20 protein-coding genes are annotated in these 23,121 nt (G+C 68.6%); 4 read left to right on the top strand and 16 right to left on the bottom strand.

The window, feature by feature from the left end; all coding sequences use genetic code 11:
• Positions 1–9: 9 nt before the first annotated feature.
• The 9 genes from ACS5PM_RS07990 to glpD form a co-directional block, all read right to left on the bottom strand.
• Entirely contained in the window at positions 10–585 is a 576-nt protein-coding gene (locus ACS5PM_RS07990) for a YfiR family protein (protein WP_439387063.1), read from the bottom strand.
• Positions 558–2,462 (bottom strand): TonB-dependent receptor plug domain-containing protein, encoded by a 1,905-nt coding sequence (locus ACS5PM_RS07985; RefSeq protein WP_439387062.1) that lies wholly within the window; start codon positions 2,460–2,462, stop codon positions 558–560. Before ACS5PM_RS07985 ends, ACS5PM_RS07990 begins: the two co-directional genes overlap by 28 nt.
• Before the next feature lie 223 nt (positions 2,463–2,685).
• Positions 2,686–4,416, bottom strand: a complete 1,731-nt coding sequence (locus ACS5PM_RS07980) for an ABC transporter substrate-binding protein (protein ID WP_439387061.1) — start codon at positions 4,414–4,416, stop codon at positions 2,686–2,688.
• A 100-nt stretch (positions 4,417–4,516) separates the two neighbouring features.
• Complete coding sequence (locus ACS5PM_RS07975; protein ID WP_439387060.1) at positions 4,517–4,825, bottom strand: DUF2160 domain-containing protein; 309 nt, start codon at positions 4,823–4,825, stop codon at positions 4,517–4,519.
• A 259-nt stretch (positions 4,826–5,084) separates the two neighbouring features.
• Positions 5,085–5,900, bottom strand: coding sequence for a carbohydrate ABC transporter permease (locus ACS5PM_RS07970; RefSeq protein WP_439387059.1), 816 nt, complete (start codon positions 5,898–5,900; stop codon positions 5,085–5,087).
• Complete coding sequence (locus tag ACS5PM_RS07965; protein ID WP_439387058.1) at positions 5,897–6,784, bottom strand: carbohydrate ABC transporter permease; 888 nt, start codon at positions 6,782–6,784, stop codon at positions 5,897–5,899. The genes ACS5PM_RS07970 and ACS5PM_RS07965 overlap by 4 nt, the downstream gene beginning before the upstream one ends.
• Positions 6,781–7,854: an ABC transporter ATP-binding protein gene (locus ACS5PM_RS07960; RefSeq protein WP_439387057.1), complete on the bottom strand. Its 1,074-nt coding sequence runs from the start codon at positions 7,852–7,854 to the stop codon at positions 6,781–6,783. The genes ACS5PM_RS07965 and ACS5PM_RS07960 overlap by 4 nt, the downstream gene beginning before the upstream one ends.
• Positions 7,855–8,027: 173 nt before the next feature.
• The gene (locus ACS5PM_RS07955; RefSeq protein ID WP_439387056.1) at positions 8,028–9,098 is read right to left on the bottom strand and encodes an ABC transporter ATP-binding protein; all 1,071 of its coding nucleotides are present in this window, start codon (positions 9,096–9,098) and stop codon (positions 8,028–8,030) included.
• Positions 9,089–10,669, bottom strand: coding sequence for a glycerol-3-phosphate dehydrogenase (glpD, locus tag ACS5PM_RS07950; RefSeq protein ID WP_439387291.1), 1,581 nt, complete (start codon positions 10,667–10,669; stop codon positions 9,089–9,091). The genes ACS5PM_RS07955 and glpD overlap by 10 nt, the downstream gene beginning before the upstream one ends.
• A 210-nt stretch (positions 10,670–10,879) precedes the next feature.
• Here glpD and ACS5PM_RS07945 point away from each other — a divergent pair, with 210 nt between their 5' ends.
• Together ACS5PM_RS07945 and glpK are read left to right on the top strand one after the other, a co-directional pair.
• Entirely contained in the window at positions 10,880–11,647 is a 768-nt protein-coding gene (locus ACS5PM_RS07945; RefSeq protein WP_439387055.1) for a DeoR/GlpR family DNA-binding transcription regulator, read from the top strand.
• Positions 11,644–13,140 (top strand): glycerol kinase GlpK, encoded by a 1,497-nt coding sequence (glpK, locus tag ACS5PM_RS07940; protein WP_439387054.1) that lies wholly within the window; start codon positions 11,644–11,646, stop codon positions 13,138–13,140. Before ACS5PM_RS07945 ends, glpK begins: the two co-directional genes overlap by 4 nt.
• 11 nt (positions 13,141–13,151) lie before the next feature.
• Here the strand turns inward: glpK and ACS5PM_RS07935 are convergent, their stop codons facing one another.
• Complete coding sequence (locus ACS5PM_RS07935; RefSeq protein WP_439387053.1) at positions 13,152–13,691, bottom strand: hypothetical protein; 540 nt, start codon at positions 13,689–13,691, stop codon at positions 13,152–13,154.
• 176 nt (positions 13,692–13,867) lie between these two features.
• On the opposite strand from ACS5PM_RS07935, the gene ACS5PM_RS07930 reads away from it, so the two are divergent.
• Positions 13,868–14,911 carry a Gfo/Idh/MocA family protein gene (locus ACS5PM_RS07930; protein WP_439387052.1) on the top strand — a complete coding sequence of 348 codons (1,044 nt, stop codon included), beginning with the start codon at positions 13,868–13,870 and terminating at the stop codon, positions 14,909–14,911.
• 135 nt (positions 14,912–15,046) lie between these two features.
• Positions 15,047–15,814, top strand: coding sequence for a hypothetical protein (locus ACS5PM_RS07925; RefSeq protein WP_439387051.1), 768 nt, complete (start codon positions 15,047–15,049; stop codon positions 15,812–15,814).
• A 55-nt stretch (positions 15,815–15,869) separates the two neighbouring features.
• Here the strand turns inward: ACS5PM_RS07925 and ACS5PM_RS07920 are convergent, their stop codons facing one another.
• The 6 genes from ACS5PM_RS07920 to ACS5PM_RS07895 all read right to left on the bottom strand — a co-directional run bounded on the left by ACS5PM_RS07920 (position 15,870) and on the right by ACS5PM_RS07895 (position 23,111).
• Positions 15,870–16,766, bottom strand: coding sequence for a COG3904 family protein (locus ACS5PM_RS07920; RefSeq protein WP_439387050.1), 897 nt, complete (start codon positions 16,764–16,766; stop codon positions 15,870–15,872).
• 58 nt (positions 16,767–16,824) lie between these two features.
• A complete protein-coding gene (locus ACS5PM_RS07915) occupies positions 16,825–18,108 on the bottom strand; it encodes a DUF805 domain-containing protein (RefSeq protein WP_439387049.1) in 1,284 nt (427 codons plus the stop codon).
• A 145-nt stretch (positions 18,109–18,253) separates the two neighbouring features.
• Positions 18,254–18,997, bottom strand: coding sequence for a glycine-rich domain-containing protein (locus tag ACS5PM_RS07910; protein WP_439387048.1), 744 nt, complete (start codon positions 18,995–18,997; stop codon positions 18,254–18,256).
• Positions 18,998–19,013: 16 nt separating this feature from the next.
• A complete protein-coding gene (locus tag ACS5PM_RS07905) occupies positions 19,014–20,315 on the bottom strand; it encodes a tryptophan--tRNA ligase (protein ID WP_439387047.1) in 1,302 nt (433 codons plus the stop codon).
• Between the two features lie 72 nt (positions 20,316–20,387).
• On the bottom strand, positions 20,388–20,978 hold the full coding sequence (locus ACS5PM_RS07900) for a DUF2087 domain-containing protein (protein WP_439387046.1): 591 nt from the start codon (positions 20,976–20,978) through the stop codon (positions 20,388–20,390).
• Between the two features lie 315 nt (positions 20,979–21,293).
• Positions 21,294–23,111, bottom strand: coding sequence for a GDSL-type esterase/lipase family protein (locus ACS5PM_RS07895; protein WP_439387045.1), 1,818 nt, complete (start codon positions 23,109–23,111; stop codon positions 21,294–21,296).
• Positions 23,112–23,121: the final 10 nt, after the last annotated feature.

The raw sequence follows: 23,121 nt of genomic DNA, 5'->3' as shown, positions 1-23,121 counted from the left end.
GCGTGTCGCCTACAGGTTGCCGGCCACGTAGCTGGCCAGCTTGAGCAGGCGGGCACTGAAGCTGATGTTGGCCTTGCGGGCCGTCTTCAGATTGACCTCGAAGCCGAGTCGCGCGTCGTGCTTGTGGATCTCGATCATCAGGCCGCGGTCGGCCAGGCCGTCGCTGTCGGTCACGGTCAGCACGGGGGCGTTGCCCAGCTTGCCGAGCACCTCGTCGACGTGGCTGCGCTGGCTGTCGTCCAGGTACAGCGCATGGCAGCTGCCCAGCGACTCGCGAGCGCCGACGTGGCGCACGCTGACGTGCAGGCCGCCCAGCACCGGCTTGCCCTCCAGCTGAGCCAGCTGCTCGTCCAGCGGCGTGCGGCCGAGCACGCACAGGCGAAAGGGCTCGTCAGGCGGCGCCGGCCACTGGGTGAACTGGATGAAATTGAACAGGTACGCCACCTTCAGCGCCCGCTCGTCGACCTGGGCCGTGCCGGGTTGCGCGAGACCCGCCAGCAGCGCCGCCAGCAGCAGCTTGCGCCGCGGTGGCAGGAGGCTTCGGGCCCGGCGCGCCATCAGAAGTTGCCCGTCAGCTCGATCCACGCCGAGCGCGTGCGGCGCCCGCTCGGCTCGCCCAGGTAGTCGGCCAGCGAGCCGTCCCGCTCGCGCAGCAAGTTGCGCCAGGCGATGCGGAGGTCCAGGCCGGCGACGGCCTTCTGCGACACCAGGGTCAGGTCCAGCAGGTTGCGCGCCGGCACGGGCGTGAATCCGGTGGTGAACGCTCCGGTGCGGCGCAGTGCCAGGCTGGCGCGCAAGGCCTCGCCGTCCAGCGGTGCCGAGGCTTGAAGCTTGGTCACGGTGCGTGGCGAATAGGGCAGCTCGACGGCCTCGCCCGCCCTGGCGTGCTGCCAGGCCTGGCTGCCGCGCAGACACCAGCCGTGCCATTGCCATTCCGCCTCCAGCTCCAGCCCGCGCCCGTCGATGCGGTTGGTGCCCAGCCCGGCATCGTCGATCAACGGATGCACGCGGTAGCTGTAGAGGCTGCCCAGCAGGCGCAGTCCGTCGCGCTTGTACTCGGTCACCAGTTCGCGGGTGGTGACGCGCTCTTCGTTCTGGTCCGGCGTGGTGCCGAAGCCTCGGTCCGCCGCCGATGGGAAGCGCGTCGCCCGGCCTTGCGAGAGCTTGAGCGACCACTCCGGCGCGGGCGCCCAGACCAGCGCGGCACGCGGGCTCCAGGTCCAGGAATAGAAGCTGCGCCGGTCCACCCGCAGGCCGCCGGTGACGCGCCATTCGGGCGACAGCGTCACCTCGTCCTCGGCCGACAAGCCCACGCTGCGCCGGTAGTCGTCCTGTCGATCGACGTACCCGTCGTACTCCACCCGGTGGTAGCGCAGCACCGGGTCGCGGCGGACGCGGGCGCCCAGCACGATGCGATGGTCGGCCAGGCCGTCGTAGCCGAGCTGGGTGTCGAGCGCCCACCAGACGCCATCGTTAGCGATCCGCGAGCTGCCGCCCTCGCTGTCCTCTTCTCTGTAGCGGTAGGCGTAGTGGCCGGCCTGCAGCCGCACCGACGAGCGCCAGCCTTCGGCCGGCTTGCCGTCGTGGCCCAGCGAGACCAGTTCATTGCGGTCGATGTAATCGTTGGCCCAGTCGGGCCGGGCATCCGTCCGGCTCCTGCGCTGGGCCGTCAGAGCCTCCAGGCTGAAGCCCTCGAACTGGCCCTTGAAGAACAGGCGCTGGTCGTGGGCTTCGACACCGTCCAGCACGTCTCCGGTCTCGGTGCCGGGAATGCCGTTGTTCTGGTGCATCGAGAACGACAGCAGCCACTCGGCGCCGTTGGCCAGGCGCTGGCCGCTCGTCAGCCGCCAGCTGCGGTCGCCCCAGTTGCCAACCGAGGCAGTGGCCTGCAGGCCGTCGAGGTCACGGCCGCGCTTGGTGACCACGTTGATCACGCCGAGGAAGGCGTTGTTGCCGTACATGGCCGAGCCGCTGCCCGGCGCGTATTCGATGCGGTCGATCAGCGCCACGTCGATCGGCTCGTCGTGGCCGAGGTAGAGCTGGTCGTACAGGTTGTCCACGGCCGGGATGCCGTCGATCAGCAGCAGCACCCGGCCGGCCAGGCTCTGCGGGCCACCGATGCCGCGCGCGCCGAGGAAGACGTAGTCCAGCGAATGGCTGACGTGCAGGCCGCGCATCTGGTCCAGCACTTCGCCCAGGGTGCGCAGGCCGAAGATGCGGATGTCGTCGGCGGTGAGCACCGACACGGCCGACGCGGCGTCGGTGACCTGGCGGGCGAACCGGGCGGCGCTGACGACCTCCGTCTCGAGCAGGCTTTCGAGCGGCAGGTCGGTCAGTTCCTGTCCCAGGGCCTTCGCCGGCGCCGCCGTGGCCAGGGCCAGCGCGCAGGCGAAGGCGCAGCGGCGGCGGGCCCTCGCGGCAACGGCATGGAACGGCAGGAAGCGGCGAAGAGATGGTTGCACGCGATCAGATCTGGTGCGCAGAGGGTCATTGTCGTCAGCGTTTTCGGCGGCAAGGGGTCGAACTGTCGCCTGAACGGCTGCTTGTTTGTCCTGGGCGTGATGGCGTTCACGCAGGGGAGCCGCCGGAAACGACCGCGCCGCCAGGTGAGCGGACTCCCGTGGCGGCGCGGTGACGATTGATCGTCTGATCAGGAGCGACGCCGACGGCGTCGCGGGTGCTGTCCTACCTCACCCGGCCTTCCTTCCAGGCACTCAGCAGCTTGTCGTAGGCGATGGTCTCGCCCTTGGGCTTCTCATTGGCCAGCTTGGCCCACGGAGCGCCCTTGTCGGACAGCCACTTCTTCGGGTCTTCCTTCTTGTTGAGCTTGGGCGCGCAGGTCGCCATGCCGGCCCGCTCCAGGCGGGCGAGCACGTCATCCATCTCCTTGGCCAGGTTGTCCATCGCGCCCTGGGGCGTCTTCTCTCCGGTCACCGCCTGGGCCACGTTCTTCCACCACAGCTGGGCGAGCTTGGGGTAGTCGGGCACGTTGGTGCCCGTGGGCGTCCAGGCCACTCGGGCCGGGCTGCGATAGAACTCGACCAGGCCGCCGTACTTGGCCGCGTTCTGGGTGAAGTAGTCGCTGCGGATGTCCGAGTCGCGGATGAAGGTCAGGCCGACGATGGACTTCTTCAGCGACGTGGTCTTGGCGGTGATGAACTGCGCGTACAGCCAGGCCGCGGCCTTGCGGTTCGCGTCGCCATCCTTGAAGAAGGTCCACGAGCCGACGTCCTGGTAGCCGTTCTGCATGCCCTGCTTCCAGTAGGGGCCGTTGGGGCCGGGGGCCATGCGCCACTTGGGCGTGCCGTCGGCATTGACCACCGGCAGCCCCGGCTTGGTCATGTCGGCGGTGAAGGCCGTGTACCAGAAGATCTGCTGCGCGATCTGGCCTTGTGCCGGCACCGGGCCGGCCTCGCCGAAGGTCATGCCGGTGGCTTCCTTGGGCGCGTACTTCTTCATCCAGTCGACGTACTTGGTCAACGCGTAGACGGCTGCCGGCGAGTTGGTGGCGCCGCCGCGCTCGACCGAGGCACCGACCGGGGCGCACTTCTTGTCGTCCACGCGGATGCCCCACTCGTCGACCGGCACGCCGTTCGGGATGCCCTTGTCGGCGGTGCCGGCCATCGACAGCCACGCATCGGTGAAGCGCCAGCCGAGCGACGGATCCTTCTTGCCGTAGTCCATGTGGCCGTAGATGGGCTTGCCGTCTATGGTCTTCACGTCGTTGGTGAAGAACTCGGCGATGTCCTCATAGGCCGACCAGTTCAGAGGCACGCCCAGGTCATAGCCGTACTTGGCCTTGAACTTGTCCTGCAGGTCCTTGCGGGCGAACAGGTCGGCGCGGAACCAGTACAGGTTGGCGAACTGCTGGTCGGGCAGCTGGTAGAGCTTGCCGTCCGGCGCGGTGGTGAAGCTGGTGCCGATGAAGTCCTTCAGGTCCAGCCCGGGGTTGGTGAACTCCTTGCCTTCGCCGGCCATGTAGTCCGACAGCGGCATGATCTTGCCGTAGCGCCAGTGGGTGCCGATCAGGTCGGAGTCGGAGATCCAGCCGTCGTAGATCGACTTGCCGGACTGCATGCTGGTCTGCAGCTTCTCGACGACGTCGCCCTCCTGGATGATGTCGTGCTTGACCTTGATGCCGGTGATCTCCTCGAAGGCCTTGGCGAGCGTCTTCGATTCGTATTCATGCGTCGTGATGGTCTCGGAGACGACGGAGATCTCCTTCACGCCCTTGGCCTTGAGCTTGTTGGCCGCCTCGATGAACCACTTCATCTCGGCCATCTGCTGGTCCTTGCTCAGCGTGGAGGGCTGGAACTCGCTGTCGATCCACTTCTTGGCCTCGGCCTCGCCGGCCCAGGCATGTCCGGCGAGCGCGCAGGCGGCGGCCAGGGCGAGGGCGGAATAGCGCACCTTCATTTGAATGTCTCCTCATGCTCTCGTCCCCGTCTGCGGTTGGGTGACCAGGCCCCGGGGACGCACCGGGCCGGATTCCCTCGTATTGAGTCGGTCGGCGCCTTCAGCCTTTGCGCATGACCACGGCGAGCGCCACCATCGAGATGACGAAGCTGATCCAGATGCTGGGCTCGCTGTCGAGCGAGAACCATTCGGCGAACTTGCCGGCCAGGCCGATGAAGGCCAGGTTGATGTAGGCGGCGGTGAGCAGGCCGATGAACAGCCGGTCGCCCCGCGTGGTGGCGATCGGCAACCAGCCCTTGCGCAGGATCGTGGGGCTCCTGATCTCCCACGCGGTCATGCCGATGAGCATCAGCACGATGCAGGTGAAGAAGACCGCCACGGGCGTGGTCCAGACCATCCAGTCAAACATGGCTTGCCTCGATTCGTTTGTGCATGGGACCCTTCGACAAGCTCAGGGTGAACGGTGGAGTGGTTCGTGCGCTCGCTTCTTCGCCGTTCTGGCTGAGCTTGTCGAAGCCTTGTGCCCCTGGACCCTTCGACAAGCTCAGGGCGAACGGAGACCGCAACCCCTCCCCGTTCGGGCTGAGCCTGTCGAAGCCTTGATGTGTCGCCAGCAGGCCCTTCGACAGGCTCAGGGCGAACGGTGCGGGAGCGGTGCGTGACATGGCTTACACCCGACCCATCGCGAAGCCCTTCGCGATGTAGTGACGCACGAACCAGATGACGATCGCGCCGGGCACGATGGTCAGCGTCCCCGCGGCCGCCAGCACCGCCCAGTCCATGCCCGAGGCGCTCACCGTGCGCGTCATCGTGGCGACGATGGGCTTGGCGTTGACCGAGGTCAGCGTGCGAGCGAGCAGCAGCTCGACCCAGCTGAACATGAAGCAGAAGAAGGCCGCCACGCCTACGCCGGCCTTGATCAGCGGCACGAAGATCGTCAGGAAGAAACGCGGGAAGGTGTAGCCGTCGATGTAGGCCGTCTCGTCGATCTCCCTTGGGATGCCGCTCATGAAGCCTTCCAGGATCCACACCGCCAGCGGCACGTTGAACAGCAGGTGCGCCATGGCCACCGCGATGTGCGTGTCCATCAGGCCGACGGTGGTGTAAAGCTGGAAGAAAGGCAGCAGGAAGACGGCCGGCGGCGTCATCCGGTTGGTCAGCAGCCAGAAGAAGATGTGCTTGTCGCCGAGGAAGGAATAGCGGCTGAAGGCGTAGGCCGCCGGCAGTGCCACGGTGATCGAGATCACCGTGTTGATGGCCACGTAGATCAGGCTGTTGATGTAGCCCGAGTACCAGCTCTCGTCGGTGAAGATCACCTTGTAGTTGTCCCAGGTGAAGTGCTGGGGCAGCAGCGAGAAGCTGGACAGGATCTCCTCGTTGGTCTTGAAGCTCATGTTGACCATCCAGTAGATGGGCAACAGGGCGAAGGCGATGTAGAGCAGCAGAAGGATGCTGCGCTTCTGATAGCGCTGCTCGGCGTTCATTCCACGCCCTCCTTGTCGGCGGTGCCGACACGCTGCATCCAGTTGTAGAGCACGAAGCAGAACAGCAGGATGATGAGGAAGTAGATCAGCGAGAAGGCCGCCGCGGGGCCGAGGTCGAACTGGCCGACCGCCTTCTGCGTGAGGTACTGGCTGAGGAAGGTGGTGGCGTTGCCGGGGCCGCCGCCGGTGAGCACGAAGGGCTCGGTGTAGATCATGAAGCTGTCCATGAAGCGCAGCAGCACCGCGATCATCAGCACGCCGCGCATCTTGGGCAGCTGGATGTAGCGGAAGACGGCGAACTTGGAGGCGCCGTCGATGCGGGCCGCCTGGTAGTAGGCATCGGGAATGGAGCGCAGGCCGGCGTAGCACAGCAGCGCGACGAGTGGCGTCCAGTGCCACACGTCCATCAGCAGCACCGTGAGCCAGGCTTGCGTGGCGTCGCCGGTATAGCTGTATTCGATCCCCAGCCCGGCCAGCGCCGCGCCCATGAGGCCGATGTCGGCCCGGCCGAAGATCTGCCAGATGGTGCCGACCACGTTCCACGGGATGAGCAGAGAAAGCGCCACGATCACGAGCGTGGCCGAGGCCTTCCAGCCTTGCGCCGGCATGGCCAGTGCGAGGGCGATGCCCAGGGGGATCTCCACCGCCAGCACGGCGAGCGAGAAGCGCAGCTGGTTCCACAGCGCGGCGTGCAGGTCCTCATCCCGCATCACCGAGGCGAACCATTCGGTGCCGACGAACACTCGCCGCTCGGGCGAGATGATGTCCTGCACCGAGTAGTTCACCACCGTCATCAGCGGCACGATGGCCGAGAAGGCCACGCAGACCAGGACGGGCAGGATCAGGAACCAGGCCTTCTGGTTGACGGGTTTCTGGATGCTCATGCGACGAGCTCCTCGTTCGCGTAGAAGCAGGTGTGGCTGCCCAGGACCTGCAGCCGGACCGGATCGCCGACCGCGGGGAAGGAGGCGTCGGGCGCAAGCCGGGCCTTCAGCATCTGCTCGCCCGCCTTGCAGGTCACGAGCACGTAGGTGCCGATGTCCTGCACCTGCGTCACCGTGGCCGGCAGGCCGCGCGGATCGTCTTCCGGCGCCAGGCGCAGGTACTCGGGGCGGATGCCGAGCTTGAGCGCACCGTCGGGCAGCGGGCGGCCCGCGTCGCCCAGGGCCCGGCCGCCCACGCTGAGCAGGCCGCCGCGGGCTTCCACCGGCACGAAGTTCATGCCCGGCGAGCCGATGAAGTGCCCGACGAAGGTGTGCGCCGGCCGCTCGAACAGCGCGTCGGCCGAGCCGATCTGCACCGCCTTGCCCCGCGTCATGACGACCACGTGCTCGGCGAAGGTCAGCGCCTCGACCTGGTCGTGCGTGACGTAGATCAGCGTGAGCTTGAGCTCGTGGTGGATCTGCTTGAGCTTGCGGCGCAGCTGCCACTTCAGGTGCGGGTCGATGACGGTCAGCGGCTCGTCGAAAAGCACGGCCGAGACATCCGGCCGCACCAGGCCGCGGCCGAGCGAGATCTTCTGCTTCTGGTCGGCCGCCAGCCCGGCCGCCCGCAGGTTCAGCTGGTGGCTCATCTCCAGCATCTCGGCGATCTGGCCGACGCGCTGCTTGATCTGCGCTTCGGGCACCTTGCGGTTTTTCAGCGGAAAGGCGAGGTTCTCGGCCACCGTCATCGTGTCGTAGATGACCGGGAACTGGAACACCTGGGCGATGTTGCGGGCCTGCGGCGTGGCGCGGGTCATGTCCTTGCCGTCGAAGCTCACAGTGCCGTGCGAGGGCACCAGCAGGCCGGACATGATGTTGAGCATGGTCGTCTTGCCGCAGCCCGAGGGGCCGAGCAGGGCGTAGGCGCCACCGTCGACGAAGCTCATCTTCAGCGGCATCAGCGCGTAGTCGGCGTCCTCCTTCGGGTTCGGCTTGTAGGAGTGGGCGAGGTCGAGGTCGATGCGGGCCATGTCACGGTTCCAGTACGCTGGAAAGCAAGGGCTTCGACAGGCTCAGCCCGAACGATTCCACACCGTTCGCCCTGAGCAGGGGACTGAGCTTGTCGAAGGCCCCGTGTCGAAGGGGTGGGTGGCTGTGCGCTTGGGCTTCGACAGGCTCAGCCCGAACGGCGGGGGGGCTCATGTCAGTTCCTCCCGCGCTGCGGGGCGACCAGCAAGCGGCCGCCCTGGTCGAAGACATAGACCTGCGTCGGGTTCAGGTGCAGCGTGATCGGGGCGCCGAGGTCGAAGTCGTGCACGCCGGTGAGCTGGGCGACCACCTCACCGACCGAGGTCGCGACGTGCACGAAAGTGTCCGAGCCCGAGATCTCGGCCAGCTCGACGGTGCCGGGCAGGGTCACGTCGCCAGGCCGCGCCTGCACGCGCAGCGCGCTGGCGCGCACGCCGAGCGTGAGGGCGCGAGAAGCGGCGGCCGGCAACGGGATCTGCAATGCCGGCCCGGCGTTCATCTGGACTCCGACGTTCACTGCTTCCCCCGCGACGAGGTTCATCGGCGGATCGCTGAAGGCGCGCGCCACGCGGATCGAAGCCGGCGCGTGGAAGACCTCCGCCGTCGGGCCGTACTGCAGCAGCTCGCCGGCATCGAGCACGGCGGTGTAGCCGCCCAGCAGCAGCGCCTCGCCCGGCTCGGTCGTGGCGTAGACGACGGTCGAGTCGCCCGCGGCGAACAGCGCGGCGAGTTCCTCGCGCAACTCCTCTCGCAGCTTGTAGTCCAGGTTCACCAGGGGCTCGTCGAGCAGCATCAGCGGCGCGTTCTTGGCCAGCGCGCGGGCCAGGGCCACGCGCTGCTGCTGGCCGCCGGAGAGGGCAGCGGGCAGGCGGTCGAGAAACTGCTCGATGTGCAGCCTGGCGGCGAGCGCCCGCACCCGCTCGGCCACGTTCTTCTCGCCGCGCAGCTTCAGCGGCGAGCCGATGTTGTCGGCCACCGTCATCGACGGGTAGTTGATGAACTGCTGGTAGACCATGGCCACGTTGCGTTCGCGCACCGGCATGCCGGTCACGTCGCTGCCGTCGACCGACACGCGGCCCGCACTGGGCGTGTCCAGGCCGGCCATGATGCGCATCAGACTGGTCTTGCCGGCCTGGGTCGCGCCCAGGAGCACGGTCACGGCGCGCGGTTGCAGCGCCAGGCTCATGTCGTGCAGCCAGGTCTCGGCGCCGACCTTCTTGCTGATGCCTTCCAGCGTCAGCTGCATGGGGAATCCTTCATCGTTGTTTCATCTGTCGATTGGCGCCGGGCGTGCGCATCCATCCAGGCGCCCACCTGCGCACGCTCTTGCGGCGTGTAGTGCAGGCCCAGTTTGCTGCGGCGCCACAGCACGTCCTCGCCGGTCATCGCCCATTCGGTGTCGCGCAGGAAGCGCAGCTCGGCCTCGTACAAGCCGGGCGCCACCTCATGGCCGAGGTCGGACAGGGCTTGCGCGCCGCCGATCAGTTCGCCGATGCGCGCCCCGTAGGCGCGGCACAGGCGCCGCACCAGGAAGGTCGGCAACCAGGGATGACGCGCGCCCACGGCGTGCACGAGGCGCTCGTAGTCGGTGTCCGGCCGCTGGGCCGGGCCTATCCAGGCCGACAACTCGCCGCCAGGAAGGAAGGCCCCGTGCGTCCAGGCCGGCCGGTGCTCGCCTAGCATCTGGCCGATCTCGGTGGCGGCATCCTCGGCCAGCTTGCGGAAGGTGGTGATCTTGCCGCCCCACACGCTCAGCAGCGGCGCGCCTTGCGTGTTGGCCTCGAGCAGGTAATCCCTCGTGACGGCCGAAGGGTCGCCAGCCGAATCCTCCAGCAGCGGCCGCACGCCGGCGTAGCTCCACACCACGTCCGAAGGCAGGACCGGGCGGCGGAAGTAGCGGCTGGCCTGCGCGCAGAGGTAGGCCGTCTCGACCTCGCTGATGTGCGCGCCGCGCGGGTCGCCCTGCAGCTCGACGTCGGTGGTGCCGATGAGGGTGAAGTCGCGCTCGTAGGGAATGGCGAAGATGATCCGCTTGTCGGGGTTCTGGAAGATGTAGGCGTGGTCGTGCGCGAAGCAGCGCGGCACCACGATGTGCGAGCCCTTGACCAGGCGCAGGCTCTTGGTCGCGAGCGCTTCGCCCCTGGCCGGCACGGCGGTGCCTCGCAGGAAGGCCTCGGCCCAAGGGCCGGCCGCGTTGACCAGCGCGCGGGCGGCGACGTGCTGCTCGCGTCCGTCGTCATGCTTCAGCGTGGCATGCCAGGTGCGCTCGCGCCGCTCTGCGCGGATGCATCGGGTGCGGGTCATCAAGGCGGCGCCCTTGGCGCGGGCATCGATGGCGTTCAGGACCACCAGCCGCGCGTCGTCGACCCAGCCGTCGGAGTAGACGAAGCCGCGGCTGAACTCGGGCTTGAGCGGCGCGCCCGTGGCGTGGTGGCTGAGGTCCACGCCCCGCGAGCCGGGCAGCACCTCGCGCCTGGCGAGATGGTCATAGAGGAACATGCCGAGGCGGATGAGCCACGCCGGCCTCATCGAGGGATCGTGCGGCATCACGAAGCGCAGCGGCCACATGATGTGCGGCGCGCTCTTGAGCAGCACCTCGCGCTCCTGCAGGGCCTTTCTCACCAGCGAGAACTCGTAGTACTCGAGGTAGCGCAGGCCGCCGTGGATCAGCTTGGTCGAGGACGACGAGGTGTGCGAGGCGAAGTCGTCCTGCTCGACCAGCAGCACGCGAAAGCCGCGTCCGGCGAGGTCGCGCGCTATGCCGCAACCGTTGATTCCGCCGCCGACCACCAGCACGTCGCAGGCATGGCCGCCCATGCCGACCGGCGCATCGCTGGCGGGCACCCGCTCGGGCGCGTCGTTGAACAACGGCAGTCTCCTCGTTCACTCGTTGAGGTGGGTGGGCGGCATGCCGGCGCCTCGCGCCGACTCCGCGTTCTTCTTTTTTCGTTTTAACGCAGACAATGTTCGTTTGCAAGCGCGAATACGATTGTTTGGTTTCGTGTTCGTGTTCGAGACAATCGCCCAATGACCCCCAACCCGCGCCAGTCGGAGCTGCTCGATGCCGTGCACGCGCACGGCGTGGCCACGGTCGAGTCCCTGGCCGAGCGCTTCGGCGTCACGCTGCAGACCGTCCGGCGCGACGTGAAGCTGCTGGCGGAGGCCGGCTTGCTGGCGCGCTTTCACGGCGGCGTGCGTCTGCCCAGTTCGACCACCGAGAACATCGCCTACCGCCAGCGCGAGGCCCTCAATGCCGACGCCAAGATGCGCATCGCCAAGGCGGTGGCGGCGCGCGTGCCGCACGGCTGCTCGCTGCTGATCAACCTGGGCACGACGACCGAGGCCGTGGCCCGCGGCCTGCTGCAGCACAAGGGCCTGCGCGTCATCACCAACAACCTCAACGTGGCGACCATCCTGGCCGACAACATGGACTGCGAGGTCATCGTCGCCGGTGGCGTGGTGCGCAACCGCGACCGCGGCATCGTCGGCGAGGCCACGGTCGACTTCATCCGCCAGTTCCGCGTCGACATCGGCCTGATCGGCATCTCCGGCATCGAGGCCGATGGCTCCCTGCGCGACTTCGACTACCGCGAGGTCAAGGTCTCGCGGGCCATCATCGAGCAGTCGCGCGAGGTGTGGCTGGCCGCCGACCACAGCAAGTTCAACCGCCCGGCCATGGTGGAGGTGGCCCACGTCGACCAGCTCGACCTGCTCTTCACCGACCAGCCTCCGCCGTCGCCGTATCCTGCATTGCTGGCCGAGGCCGGCGTGCAGCTGGAGTGCGTTCAACCATGACCTCGTTCATCCTGGCCCTCGATCAAGGCACGTCGTCTTCCCGTTCCATCGTCTTCGACGAACGCGGCCGCATCGTCGCGATGGCGCAGCGGGAGTTCCGCCAGATCTACCCGCAGCCCGGCTGGGTCGAGCACGACCCCGAGGAGATCTGGTCCAGCCAGCTCGCCACCGCGCGCGAGGCGCTGGCCCAGGCCGGCCTCGCGGCGAAGGACCTGAAGGCGATAGGCATCACCAACCAGCGCGAGACCACGCTGGTGTGGAATCGCCGCACCGGCCAGCCGGTGCACAACGCCATCGTCTGGCAGGACCGCCGCGCCGAGCCCCTGTGCGCGCAGCTGCGCGAGCAGGGCCTGGAGCCGCAGGTGCGAGAGTCCACGGGCCTGGTCATCGATGCCTACTTTTCCGGCACCAAGATCCGCTGGATCCTGGACCATGCGCCGGGCGCCCACATCGCGGCGGCGCAAGGCGAGCTGGCCTTCGGCACGGTGGACAGCTGGCTGCTGTGGAAGCTCACCGGCGGCCGCGTGCACGCCACCGACGTGAGCAACGCCTCGCGCACGATGCTGTTCGACATCCGGCACAACCGCTGGGATCACGCGCTGCTCGGGGCCCTGCACGTGCCCGACAGCCTGCTGCCGCAGGTCCACCCCAGCAGCCACGTGTACGGCGAGAGCGAGCCCGGGCTGCTCGGCACGTCCGTGCCCATCGCCGGCATCGCGGGTGACCAGCAGAGCGCCCTCTTCGGCCAGGCCTGCTTCAAGGCCGGGCTCGCGAAGAACACCTACGGCACCGGCTGCTTCATGCTGATGCACACCGGCGAAGCCTTCCGCACCAGCGCAAACGGCCTGATCACCACCAGCGCCGCGCAGCCCACGCAGAGGGCCGAGTTCGCCTTCGAAGGCAGCGTCTTCATCGGCGGTGCGGTGGTGCAGTGGCTGCGCGACGGCTTGAACGCCATCAAGTCCAGCTCCGAAGTGCAGGCCCTGGCCGAAAGCGTGCCGGATGCGGGGGGCGTGATGTTCGTGCCGGCCTTCACCGGCCTGGGCGCACCCTACTGGCAGCCCGAGGCGCGCGGCACGATCGTCGGCCTCACTCGTGGCACCACCATGGGCCACATCGCCCGCGCTGCGCTGGAGAGCATCGCCTTTCAAAGCGCCGCGCTGCTGCAAGCCATGAGTCGAGATGCGATGTCCGCTGGCGGTAGCGCAGTGTCCGAGCTGCGCGTCGACGGAGGCGCCTGCGTCAACAACCTGCTGATGCAGTTCCAGGCCGACCTGCTGGGCATCCCGGTCGTGCGGCCGCAGGTGATAGAGACCACCGCGCTCGGCGCGGCCTACCTGGCCGGGCTGGCCACCGGGGTCTGGAAGAACCTCGATGAACTGGCGGCGCAGTGGCAGGTCGAGCGTCGCTTCGAGCCGACGCTGCCACGCGAACGCGCCGAGGAGTTGATGGCGCGCTGGGAGCGCGCCGTGCGTCAGGCGGTGGTGGTCTGACGGTCTGACTGTCAGTCTCGCGGCCGGGCTTCGGCCGCCGCCGACACCTTGAAGATGAAGCGGTAGTGGCACGCGCAGGTGCCGGTCTCCTGCACCCAGAAGGCGTAGCTGCCCGGGCCCAGCGGCGGCGTGCAGCCCTTGGCGCCCGCGCCCTCGCAGATGGCCGGCAGCAGGTCGGTGCCTTCGTCGCTGGTGCCGTAGTGCGTCCAGCCGAGCAGGCCTTCGGGCGAGCCGCCCAGCGGGTCCACGGTCACCTGCTTGCCCTTCTGGACGCCGATGAACGAAACGTTCCCTCCGACCTGGGTCCTGGCGTCGAGCACGATCGCCGACAGCTGCTGTCCGTCGGGAATCCTGATCACGAAGTAGTCCCGGTCGACGGTCCCGCTCTTGCCGTAGTCGCCGTCGATGACGTTGTCGCCGAGCGCGAGCTTGACCCTCGTCGGGTTCAGTCCGTCGTTCGAGAGGTCTCCGGACTTGCTTTCCTTGTAGCCGGCGGCCATCGCGCCGGTGCTCAGCAGGGCCGCGCCGAGCAGGGTCAAGAAGAATTTCATGGGTCGCTCCTGGAGGGTTTTGACGCCCGCCCGGCGGGCTGGCGCGGCCACAAGCTAGCACCGCCGCGTGTCGGCGCGATAGGCGATTTCTAGGGGGCCGGCGGCTTGAACCGACCTCGGGCGCAGAGGCACTCACGGCGCCTGGTTACGGCCGGGTACGTGCCCATAATCGGCCGATGAATGCAGCCACCGACTCCTGCGCGAATCCCTTCGGCTGGGCGCTCGTCGGGCCCGGGCGGATCGCCCGGCGCTTCGCCGAAGCCGTGGACCGCCTGCCCGCTGCGCGGCTGGTGGTCGTGCAAGGTCGCGACCTCGGACGCGCCAGGCAGTTCGCCGAAGCCTGGTCGCGCACCGGCCGCGTGCCGGTGGAGGCGACCACCGACCTCGCCGCCGCGCTGGCCCGCCCGGATGTCGAGGGCGTCTACATCGCGACGCCGCATCCCTTTCACGCCGAGGCCATCCGCGCCGCGCTGCAGGCCGGCAAGGCGGTGCTGTGCGAGAAGCCGCTGGTGACGAGTGCCGCCGCGGCGCGGCCGCTCGTGGAGCTCGCCCGGCAGCGCGGCGTGTTGCTGATGGAGGCGCTGTGGACGCGCTTCCTGCCCGCCTACGCGCAGGTGGCGCGCTGGCTGGACGAAGGGGCGATAGGCGCGGTGCGCGGCCTGCAGTCCAGCTTCAGCTTCCACGTGCCGTTCGACCCGGCCGACCGCATCTTCGACCCCGCGCTGGCCGGCGGGGCCCTGTTGGATCTCGGCGTGTACAACCTGTCGATGACGCAGTGGCTGATCGGCCGTGCTTCGGGTGTGCCATGTCCCGAGCCGGAGGCCATGCATGTCCAGGGCGGCCTGGCGCCGACCGGGGTCGACAGCCGCGTCTGGGGCATGCTGGCCTTTCCCGGCGGCATCGTTTCGCAGTTCACCTGCGGCAGCGACGGTGCGGCCGACAACGGGCTGCGCCTGTCGGGCGAGGATGGCCACATCGTCGTGCCGCGCGAGTTCTGGCAGGCCACCGAGGCGCAGCTGTGGCGCGCCGGCGCCGATCCCGAGATCGTGCCGGCGCCCTTCGCGATCAATGGCTTCGAAGGGCAGATCGAAGAGGCCATGCGCTGCGCACGCGCCGGGCTGGTCGAAAGCCCCACCATCCCGCACGCCGACACGCTCGCGGTGCTGGGGTGGATGGACGCCATCCGCGCGCGGCTGGGCGTGCGCTACGCCTTCGACTGAACTGATCGCCCGCGCTCAGGGCTGAGCGATCGTTCAGGCGGGACTTCGACGCTTTTTTCGGCGCATCGGCGCGGGCCGCGGCGGCCAGACTTCTGCCTGAGGCCGCAGCCCCTGCGCGGCCCTCTGGAGAACCCCGTGCGCCGAGCCTGCCTGCTCCTTGCCCGCGTGGTGACGCTCGGGCTGGGCTGGCTGTCGGCCTGGCTCGCACCGTGCGCCAACGCCCACGCCGATCCCGGCTACTACGTCGTCACCGCCTATGACAACGAAGGCCAGCGCTCGGTCGACCTGCGCTACTGGAGCGTCAAGCGCTCCGGCCGGCGCGAGAAGATCTGGCCCGAGCTGGGCCTCGGCTACGGCGTGAACAGCCGCTGGTACACCGAGCTGCTGTACAGCACCATCGGCCCCTCGAACTGGGACATCGTGCCCAGCAACCTGAGCTGGCAGAACGAGATCCTGCTGACCCAGGGCGAGTGGCCGGTCGACGTGGCCATGCACGCGATGCTGGTGCGCGAGATCGGCTACGAGCCCCACTACTCGCTCGAATACGGGCCGGTACTGCAGACCGACGTCGGCCGCACGCAGCTGAACGCCAACCTGTTCTTCGAGCGCAGCTTCGACAGCGAAGAGCCGACGCCGATCCAGCTCAAGTACCAGTGGCAGGTTCGCCACCGCTGGCAGCACTGGATGGACTTCGGCGTGCAGGGCTTCGGCGAAGTGGGCGCCTGGGATCACTGGGGCGACGCCAGCAGCCAGTCGCACCGCGCCGGACCGGCTCTTTTCGGCCGCGTCGACCTCGGCCAGGGCTCGAAACAGTCCCTGCTCTACCAGGCGGCCGTGCTGGTGGGCCGCGCCTACAACCAGCGCGCCCGCATGTTCACGCTGCGTCTGCAGTACGCGTTCTGAGGGATCCCAGGGCCTGGCCGCGCCTGGCCCGCCCACGTAGGCTCGAGAGCCGGACTCAGCGCGTCAGGACGCGGGCCTCGAGCAGGGCCTGTCGGCTGGGGATCCAGATCGAATCGTTGGGCGTGGCGAGGATCTGGTCGACGAAATCCCGTGCCAGTCCCGCGTCCAGGTAGAGCTGGGCCTCTTCCGCCTTGGCCGGGGTGGTCGGGCGGCGTGTCTGGCCCATCGGGCGGCCGCGGTGGAAGCCCACCACGGCGCCCGGCGCCGCGCTGCGCTCGCGTCCGGCCAGCAGCACCAGGGTGCAGGAGGAATAGCACTCGTGCGCGACGCGGGTGTCGAGCCGGTGGCGGTGCACCGTGTCCGCCAGGCGCTGGCCTTCGCGGATCCAGCCGCCGGGCGAGTCCAGCAGCAGCGTGGTCAAGGCGGGGGATGCCTTCGCCAGCTCGCGCTCCAGGGCCTCGGCCGCGCCCTCGTTGATCCCGCCGCGGTAGAGCAGCTCGCGGCCCCCGGGCTGCAGCTTGAGTTCAAAGCTCTGCGTCGGCTGCCGCCCCTGGGCCACGGCCCACAGGTCTTCCACGCCGGGCCGCCACTCCCAGGCTTCGCGCACGGTCGCGAACATCGCCAGGCCGATGGTGAGGATGGCGGCCACGGCCCAGAAGCGTCCGCCGCCCATCACCAGCCGGCGCAGGGCCGCCATCCAGGTGCCGGCGGCGGACCACAGCCAGACGAGCAGGGCGAAGGCCTCGAACACCAGCGCAGCCACCGCCACATGCCGCATGGGCGCGCGCTCGGCGAGTGCATGCAGCAGCCAGCCCCCGAGCGCCGCGAAGCCCCAGCCGAGCACCACGGTGTGCAGCCAGTAGGACCGCGCCAGCGAGTACTCGCCCAGCAGGTGCTTCAGCACCGGACCCGGACCCTGGCGGCCGGTGCCGTAATAGAAGTGGGATGTCATGGGTGGGGCGACCGATCCGCTCGCCGGAAGATGCTGGAGTCTGTGCAGGGCCTCGAGCTCAGTTCATCGCCCACTGGTCGTTCAGGTGCACCAGCCGGCAGTTGCCGGTGTAGGGCGGGCGTCGGCGTTCGCAATCGGCCAGGGCCGTCTCGGCGGCCTGGTCGGGGCGCGCGGCGCCGGAGTGCCAGCCCCAGGCTCCGCTGCCGGACACGGCGAACGCGCGGTGACCCGGCGCGCCCATGTAGCGATGGAACTCGCCCACGGCCTCGTCGCTGTGCAGCACGCGCCGGAGTTCCTGAGCGGGCAGCGCGGGCTCCTCGGCATCGGCCTGCTCCTCGGCTTGCGCGGAGTCCCTGAACTCGGCGAACTGCCGCTGCAACGCAGACGAGACCATGCTCCAGCCCAGGGCCACGCTCAGGCACAGCACCACCAGCGCCCCGACCGCGGGGATGGAGTCGTCGGCCTGGGGTGGCGAACCATGCTCGTTGTCGCCATCCTCGCCGGGCCATAGCAGCAGCACGAGGCCGAAGATGACGTTGAGGTAGGGCACGAACATCAACAGCAACCACCAGGCGCTGTGGTTGGTGTCATGCAGGCGCAGGGCGGTCAGGCGGCAGCCCCAGACAACCGAGAACGCCAGGCCGAGGACCAGCAGCATGCCGGTCAGCCGCCCGGGGGCCAGGCCCACGAGGATCAGCAGCCACACCAGCAGCGCGAGGTTCAGCAGGCTGCCCAGCAGGTGCCGCATGCGGCTGATGCGGCCGCTGAACGACAGGCCGAACAGCGGGGCGTCGCCGTCGCTGGTGTCCACAGATGCGGAGAAGCGGCTCGAAGCGTGCGTGGAGGTGCTGCGCACACCACGCCGCGCCAACGCCTGTTCACGCCGCAGGGCACGTTCGGCGGCGGCCTCTTCCTCGCGGGCGGCAATGGCGCGCGGCATGTCGGTCGCGCACGAGCGGCACAGGATGCGCTTGGGCTGGCGCTCGCCGCAGTTCGGGCAGGTGATCTCCTCGGTCGGTGGCAGCGTGTTGACGACGATGGCGGCGGGCGCCGGCGCGAGCGGATCGCGCGCCTTGGCCATGGGCTGTGCCACCGTGTCGGGCACGGACGACACCACCTGCTGCATGTGCAGCCGCGCGCCCATCGCCTGGAACTGCGCCACCCAGTGCCTGGCAAGCTCGGGGCTGAGGCCGCGCTTGACCACCACCTGGCTGCCCGAGAACATCGCGGCCAGCCTGGTCTCGTCGAGCTTGAACAGCTCGCCCAGGCGCCGCCGCACATCGTCCGCCGAGAAGCCCTCCAGCACCTCGCCGGAATAGATGAGTTGGACCGTTCCCTCCATCGCGCGCCCCTCCTGCGCCGTCGTTCTTGTGTTCGAACGCGGCGGATTATCAGCAGCGTCAGGGCGTTCGACGGGCGCAGGAAGTCACGCCGCGCGGGGTCTGCGGGCCGGAACTCAACGGATTGCTGAGCGCTTGTTCCGCTGCTCAGTCGCCGCCGCAACCGCCACCGCCGCAGCTGCTGCCGCCGCCGTCACCGCCGCCATCGCTGCCGCCGTGACCTTCGCCCTGGCCGCCATGGCCTTCACCCCAGCCGCCGCCGTCACCGAAGCCCTCGGTGCCACCATCGAAGGCCGGGCTGTCGAAGTCGCCGCCGCAATGGACGACGGTGCTGCCGTCGGCGCCTTCCCTCCTCAGGCCGGAGCAGTCCAGCACGTAGAGGAAGCCGCCCGCGATGCCGAGCTTGGCGTCCAGCGCGAAGAGCAGCGGCAGCCGGGTGGGGCGGCGTGGATTGAGGTGCTCCTCCAGGCAGGCGTACCACCAACAGCGTCGCAGGCCTGCATTGGCCTGGTCGGCGCGCCGCTGCAGGACGACGGCCGGGGTGTGGTGAAGAAAGCCGCCGAACGCCTGGCGGCAGAAGGCGTCGTAGTTGCGGGTGTGGAGGATGAACTCGTGCCACAGCTCGTCCACCACCTGGGAAGGCATGGACACGTAGCGCCGGCCGCTCTTCAGGTAGACGAGGAAGAACTGGCGCAGCGCGTTGCCGACGAGCTGGCAGTCCTTCAGGCTCAGCTCGGGACGGCGCTGGCGAAGCTTGTCGTACAGGCCGCGAGGCAGCACGGCCTCGCGGATGAAGGCTTCGCGCCGGTAGGCCACCTGGCGCCTCCACAGCCACCAGCCGCCACCGGCCGTGGCGGCGAGCAGCGTCGTCAGGGCCAGGGTCGCCGGCATCCGCTGTGCGCGGGCTTCACTCGGCGGCCAGCAGCGCCGACAGGGCCTCGGCGACTTCGGCTTCGCTCACGCCCTCGCCGCGCTCGACGGGTGCGGCGGCCAGCGCGCCAGCGCCCTCGGTCTTCAGGCGCTTGACCCATTCGCCCGCGTCACGGCCGCCTTCGAAGCCCTGGCTTTGCAGCAGGACACGGCCATCGGCGGCGCTGAGCTTGAAGTAGAAGCGGCCGTCGGATTCGCGGTACTGCTTGAACACCGGCAGCGCGGGCCTGGCCTTGGCCACTTCCTTGGTGCTGGCCTTCAGCGCCTGGAAGCGCCGCAGCCCCACGGCCTCGCGCAGGCGGGCCATCAGCGGTGCGGCCAGCGCGCGCGCCTTGGCCGCGCCCTCCTGCAGCGTGGCTTCGATGCGCTCCGGGTGGGCCATCAGGGCCTCGTACTTCGCGCGCATCGGGCCGATCTCGGCGTCGATCAGGTCGTACAGCCGCTGCTTGGCCTCGCCCCAGGCCAGGCCCGCCTGCAGCTCGGCGCGGAAGGCCGCCCGCTGCGCAGGCGTGGCAAAGGCGTCGTAGATCGTGACCAGCGCGCTGCCCTCGGCCTGCTTGGGCTCGCCGGGCAGCTTCGAGTCGGTGACGATGCGCGCGATGGCCTCGCGCAGGGCCTTGGCGCCGCCCTCGAACAAGGGGATCACGTTGTCGTAGCTCTTGCTCATCTTGCGGCCGTCCAGGCCGGGCAGGAGCTCCATCTCGGCATCCACCTGCGCTTCGGGCAGGACGAAGAAGTCGTGCCCCTGGCCGAAGAGATGGTTGAAGCGCTGGGCCACGTCGCGGGTCATCTCGATGTGCTGCACCTGGTCCTTGCCTACGGGCACGACGTGGGCGTTGAACATCAGGATGTCGGCGGCCATCAGGATCGGATAGCTGTACAGGCCCATCGAGATGTTGGCGTCCGCGTCCTCGCCCGCGGCCAGGTTGGCATCCACCGAGGCCTTGTAGGCATGGGCCCGGTTCATCTGGCCCTTGCCCGTCACACAGGTGAGCAGCCAGGTCAGCTCGGGAATCTCGGGGATGTCGCTCTGGCGGTAGAAGGTGACCTTGGACGGATCCAGGCCGGCGGCCAGCCAGGTGGCGGCGATCTGCAGGCGCGAGCGCTCTATGCGGTCGGGGTCGTCGCACTTGATCAGCGCGTGGTAATCCGCCATGAAGAAGAAGCTCTCCACGTCGGCCTGGCGGCTCGCGACGATGCATGGGCGGATCGCGCCCACGTAGTTGCCCAGGTGCAGGATGCCGGTGGTGGTGATGCCGGTGAGTACGCGGGTGGTCATGGGTCGATTGTCGCGGCTTTCAACGGGCTTCAAGAAGCGGCGGGCCGGGCGCCGCGCCGCGTCTCGTTGTGCTCAGCGCCGCGATCTGAGTGCCTGAAGCAGCGAGCGCACTTCATCGTTCGGCCGCTGCGGCTGCTTCCAGTACGACGAGCAATCGTCCTTGCGCCCGAGCAGGCCCATCTCGACCAGCTCGCGCCGGGGCGTGACGTGGTCGCCGTAGGTCGTCCAGGCCTTGAGGATGTCGTTCACCTCGCGCTCGGTGTAGGTGCGTCCCGAATTGAAACGCATCCACAGCCCCCACATCGCCAGCCGCTGGACGGCGAACTTGAAGGGCCAGCGCGAGAGTCGGCCGTGGGCGTCGAACTGCGTCAGCGCCTTGGCGGCGTGGGCGCTCAGGGCGGGCGGGGCATCGGCGGCCGAGGGCGGAGGTGCCGAGGGCTTGAGCAGCGCCTGGGCCCGCAGCGCCTGGACGCTGCGGTGCCCGGCCGCGCGGGCGAGCATGTTGAGCATCTGCACGTGGCTGGGCGCCGTGCCTTCGCTCTTCTGCAGGTGATCAGCCAGTTGCTGGCGCAGGGTCTTGGCGAACTGCGACAGGTCGTCGCTGTGCAGCGCAATGCGCTCGCGGCCGCGGGTGTCGGTGGAGGAGGCGGGTGAGGTCGTCATGGTGCGTCTTTCGTCAAAGCGCGCGCATGAGCCGCAGGGCCCGGCGGTGGACCGGGGGCTGGGGTCGCCGACTTGCAGCCTGGCGGCTCACGCGCGGCAGGAAAGCCGTCACACGCAACCGAAAGGCCATGAAGGGAAAGAAGGGCAGGTTTAGCTCGGGAGGGTCCCGCGGCGACGCCTGGGTGAACTGCCGACCGGCGCGCATCATAGCGCCGGCGGGCAGCGCCCCTCTGGTCCTGACCGCTTGCAGGCGTTGCGCCCGCTTGCCTCGTTCACAAGCCGGCGCGCATCCCTGCGCGCCGGCGTCGCGAGCGCCTATTGCTTGTAGAACGTCATGTCATCGACGTTCAGCCAGCCGCCCGACCCATCGCTGGTCCAGAAGCCGATCTCGGCGGAGCCGTTGGTGACGTTGATGTTGCTGATCACGAGCTGCGTATAGGCATCCGATGCCGACGTGGTCATCGACATCGAGTCCGGGCTGCCGAAGTTCTTGACGTACAGCTGGTGCCCCGCGGTGCCACGGACCCAGGCCTTGAGGGTGTACGAGCCGTTGGGCAGGCCGCTCAGGATCTGGTAGGTGGCGACCCAGTACGGGACCGTGCTGGAGTGGGTCAGGTGCGACGCGCCGGAGTTGGGCCGCGTCGTGTCGATGACCGACTGGTTCGATCCCGACGAGACGACGCTCCAGCCGTTGCCACCGGCCTCGAAGCCGGGGTTGCTCAGCAGGTTCACGCCGCCGTTGATCACGTCGACCCGGTCGCCGGTGACGAAGGTGTTGGACGAGCTCGCGTTCTTCTGGCCCGTGGCGCGCACCGTCAGCGTATGGTTGCCGGCCGAAAGCACCGGGCTGCTCCACAAAGGCACGCCGTCAGCCCGCGAGGCAGCGTAGGTGTCGACCAAGGTCTCTGCACCGCCGTCGACCGAGACCGCCGCGATGCCGTGCGACGGCGCCTTGCCGCCGAAGAGCCGGACCTGGGTGCCGTTGAACGGGACCTGGTAGTACGCATTGGAGACGCTCGACCAGTGGTTGTCGTTGTTGTAGGCGCCGCCCTGCCAGCCGCTGGGCCAGTTGTTGGCGCTGTCGTAGCTGAACTGGTTGTCGTTCCTGGTCACGTTGCCGATGTAGGGCAGCAGGATGGGCATCAGCTGGTTGGTGACCTTGATGTGCCCGCCCGCGTTCGGGTGAAGGCCGTCGCTGAAGTCGCCGGGGGATTGCAGCCAGCCCGAGGTATCGACGAAGTGCACCCTGCCGTCACCCGCGTTGACCCGCGCGGTCACCGCCGCCTGCGTTTCGGCCTGGTAGTAGCCGCCGAAGGTGCGCAGCGCGAAGATGTCCGCGTTCGGGTACTTGGCGCGGACGTTCTGCAGGAAGGTGGTGTAGCGGCTCTGGAAGGTTGCCGAGGGCACCGAGTTGTTGGCGTCGTTCGTTCCGATGTTGACGACGACGATCTTGGCCGTGTACTTGGAGAAGTCCCACGCCGGGTTGGCGGCGCACGTCTCGTCGACGCAGCGGTCAGCCTGCTGCATCTTGAAGTACAGGGTCTCCATGCCCGGGAACTTGTTCCAGTCGTAGTGGTACCCCTGGGACAGGGTGATGCCGGGGTAGGCGATCTGGGTGTGGTCGGCGCCCAGCCTTTCGCCGGTCTGCCAGGCGTAGTCCCCGAGCGCAAAGTCGTTCAAGGTTTCTCCGGCCGTGATGGAGTCACCGATGAACTCCACGATGGGCAGGGCGTCGGCCTTGACGGTGGAGGCTCCGGCGTCCAGCACCAGCCCCTGGAACGGGATCTCCTTGTCCATCTCCTTGTACTTGGCGACGATCTTCAGGGTGTGCGTGCCGCTCGCGAGCGGCGTGGGCGTGAGGTTGATCGTGCCGTTCGCATCCCAGTAGTCGCTGGCGACACCGTCGACGATGGCCGTGAAGTGCTTGACCGTCCCCACCTTGACCTTCACCGTCGTGCCGGTGAACTTCGTCGTCAGGTAGGTGCCGTTCCAGTAGCTGCGGTAGGTCGTGCTGCTGCTCTTGTCCCAGCGTCCGACGTAGTTGATGTTGGTGTCCGTCAGGTCACCGTTGCCGATGCCCGCGAGGACGGACGCGCTGCCGGTGACCATCATCCCCAACAGAGCCAAACGCACGGAACGCCCC

It is taken from the genome of Ideonella flava (assembly GCF_051857595.1).
Lineage (GTDB): Bacteria > Pseudomonadota > Gammaproteobacteria > Burkholderiales > Burkholderiaceae_C > Ideonella.
The sequence above is the reverse complement of the archived record's forward strand: the minus strand, read 5'-3'. Positions and strand labels throughout refer to the sequence as shown.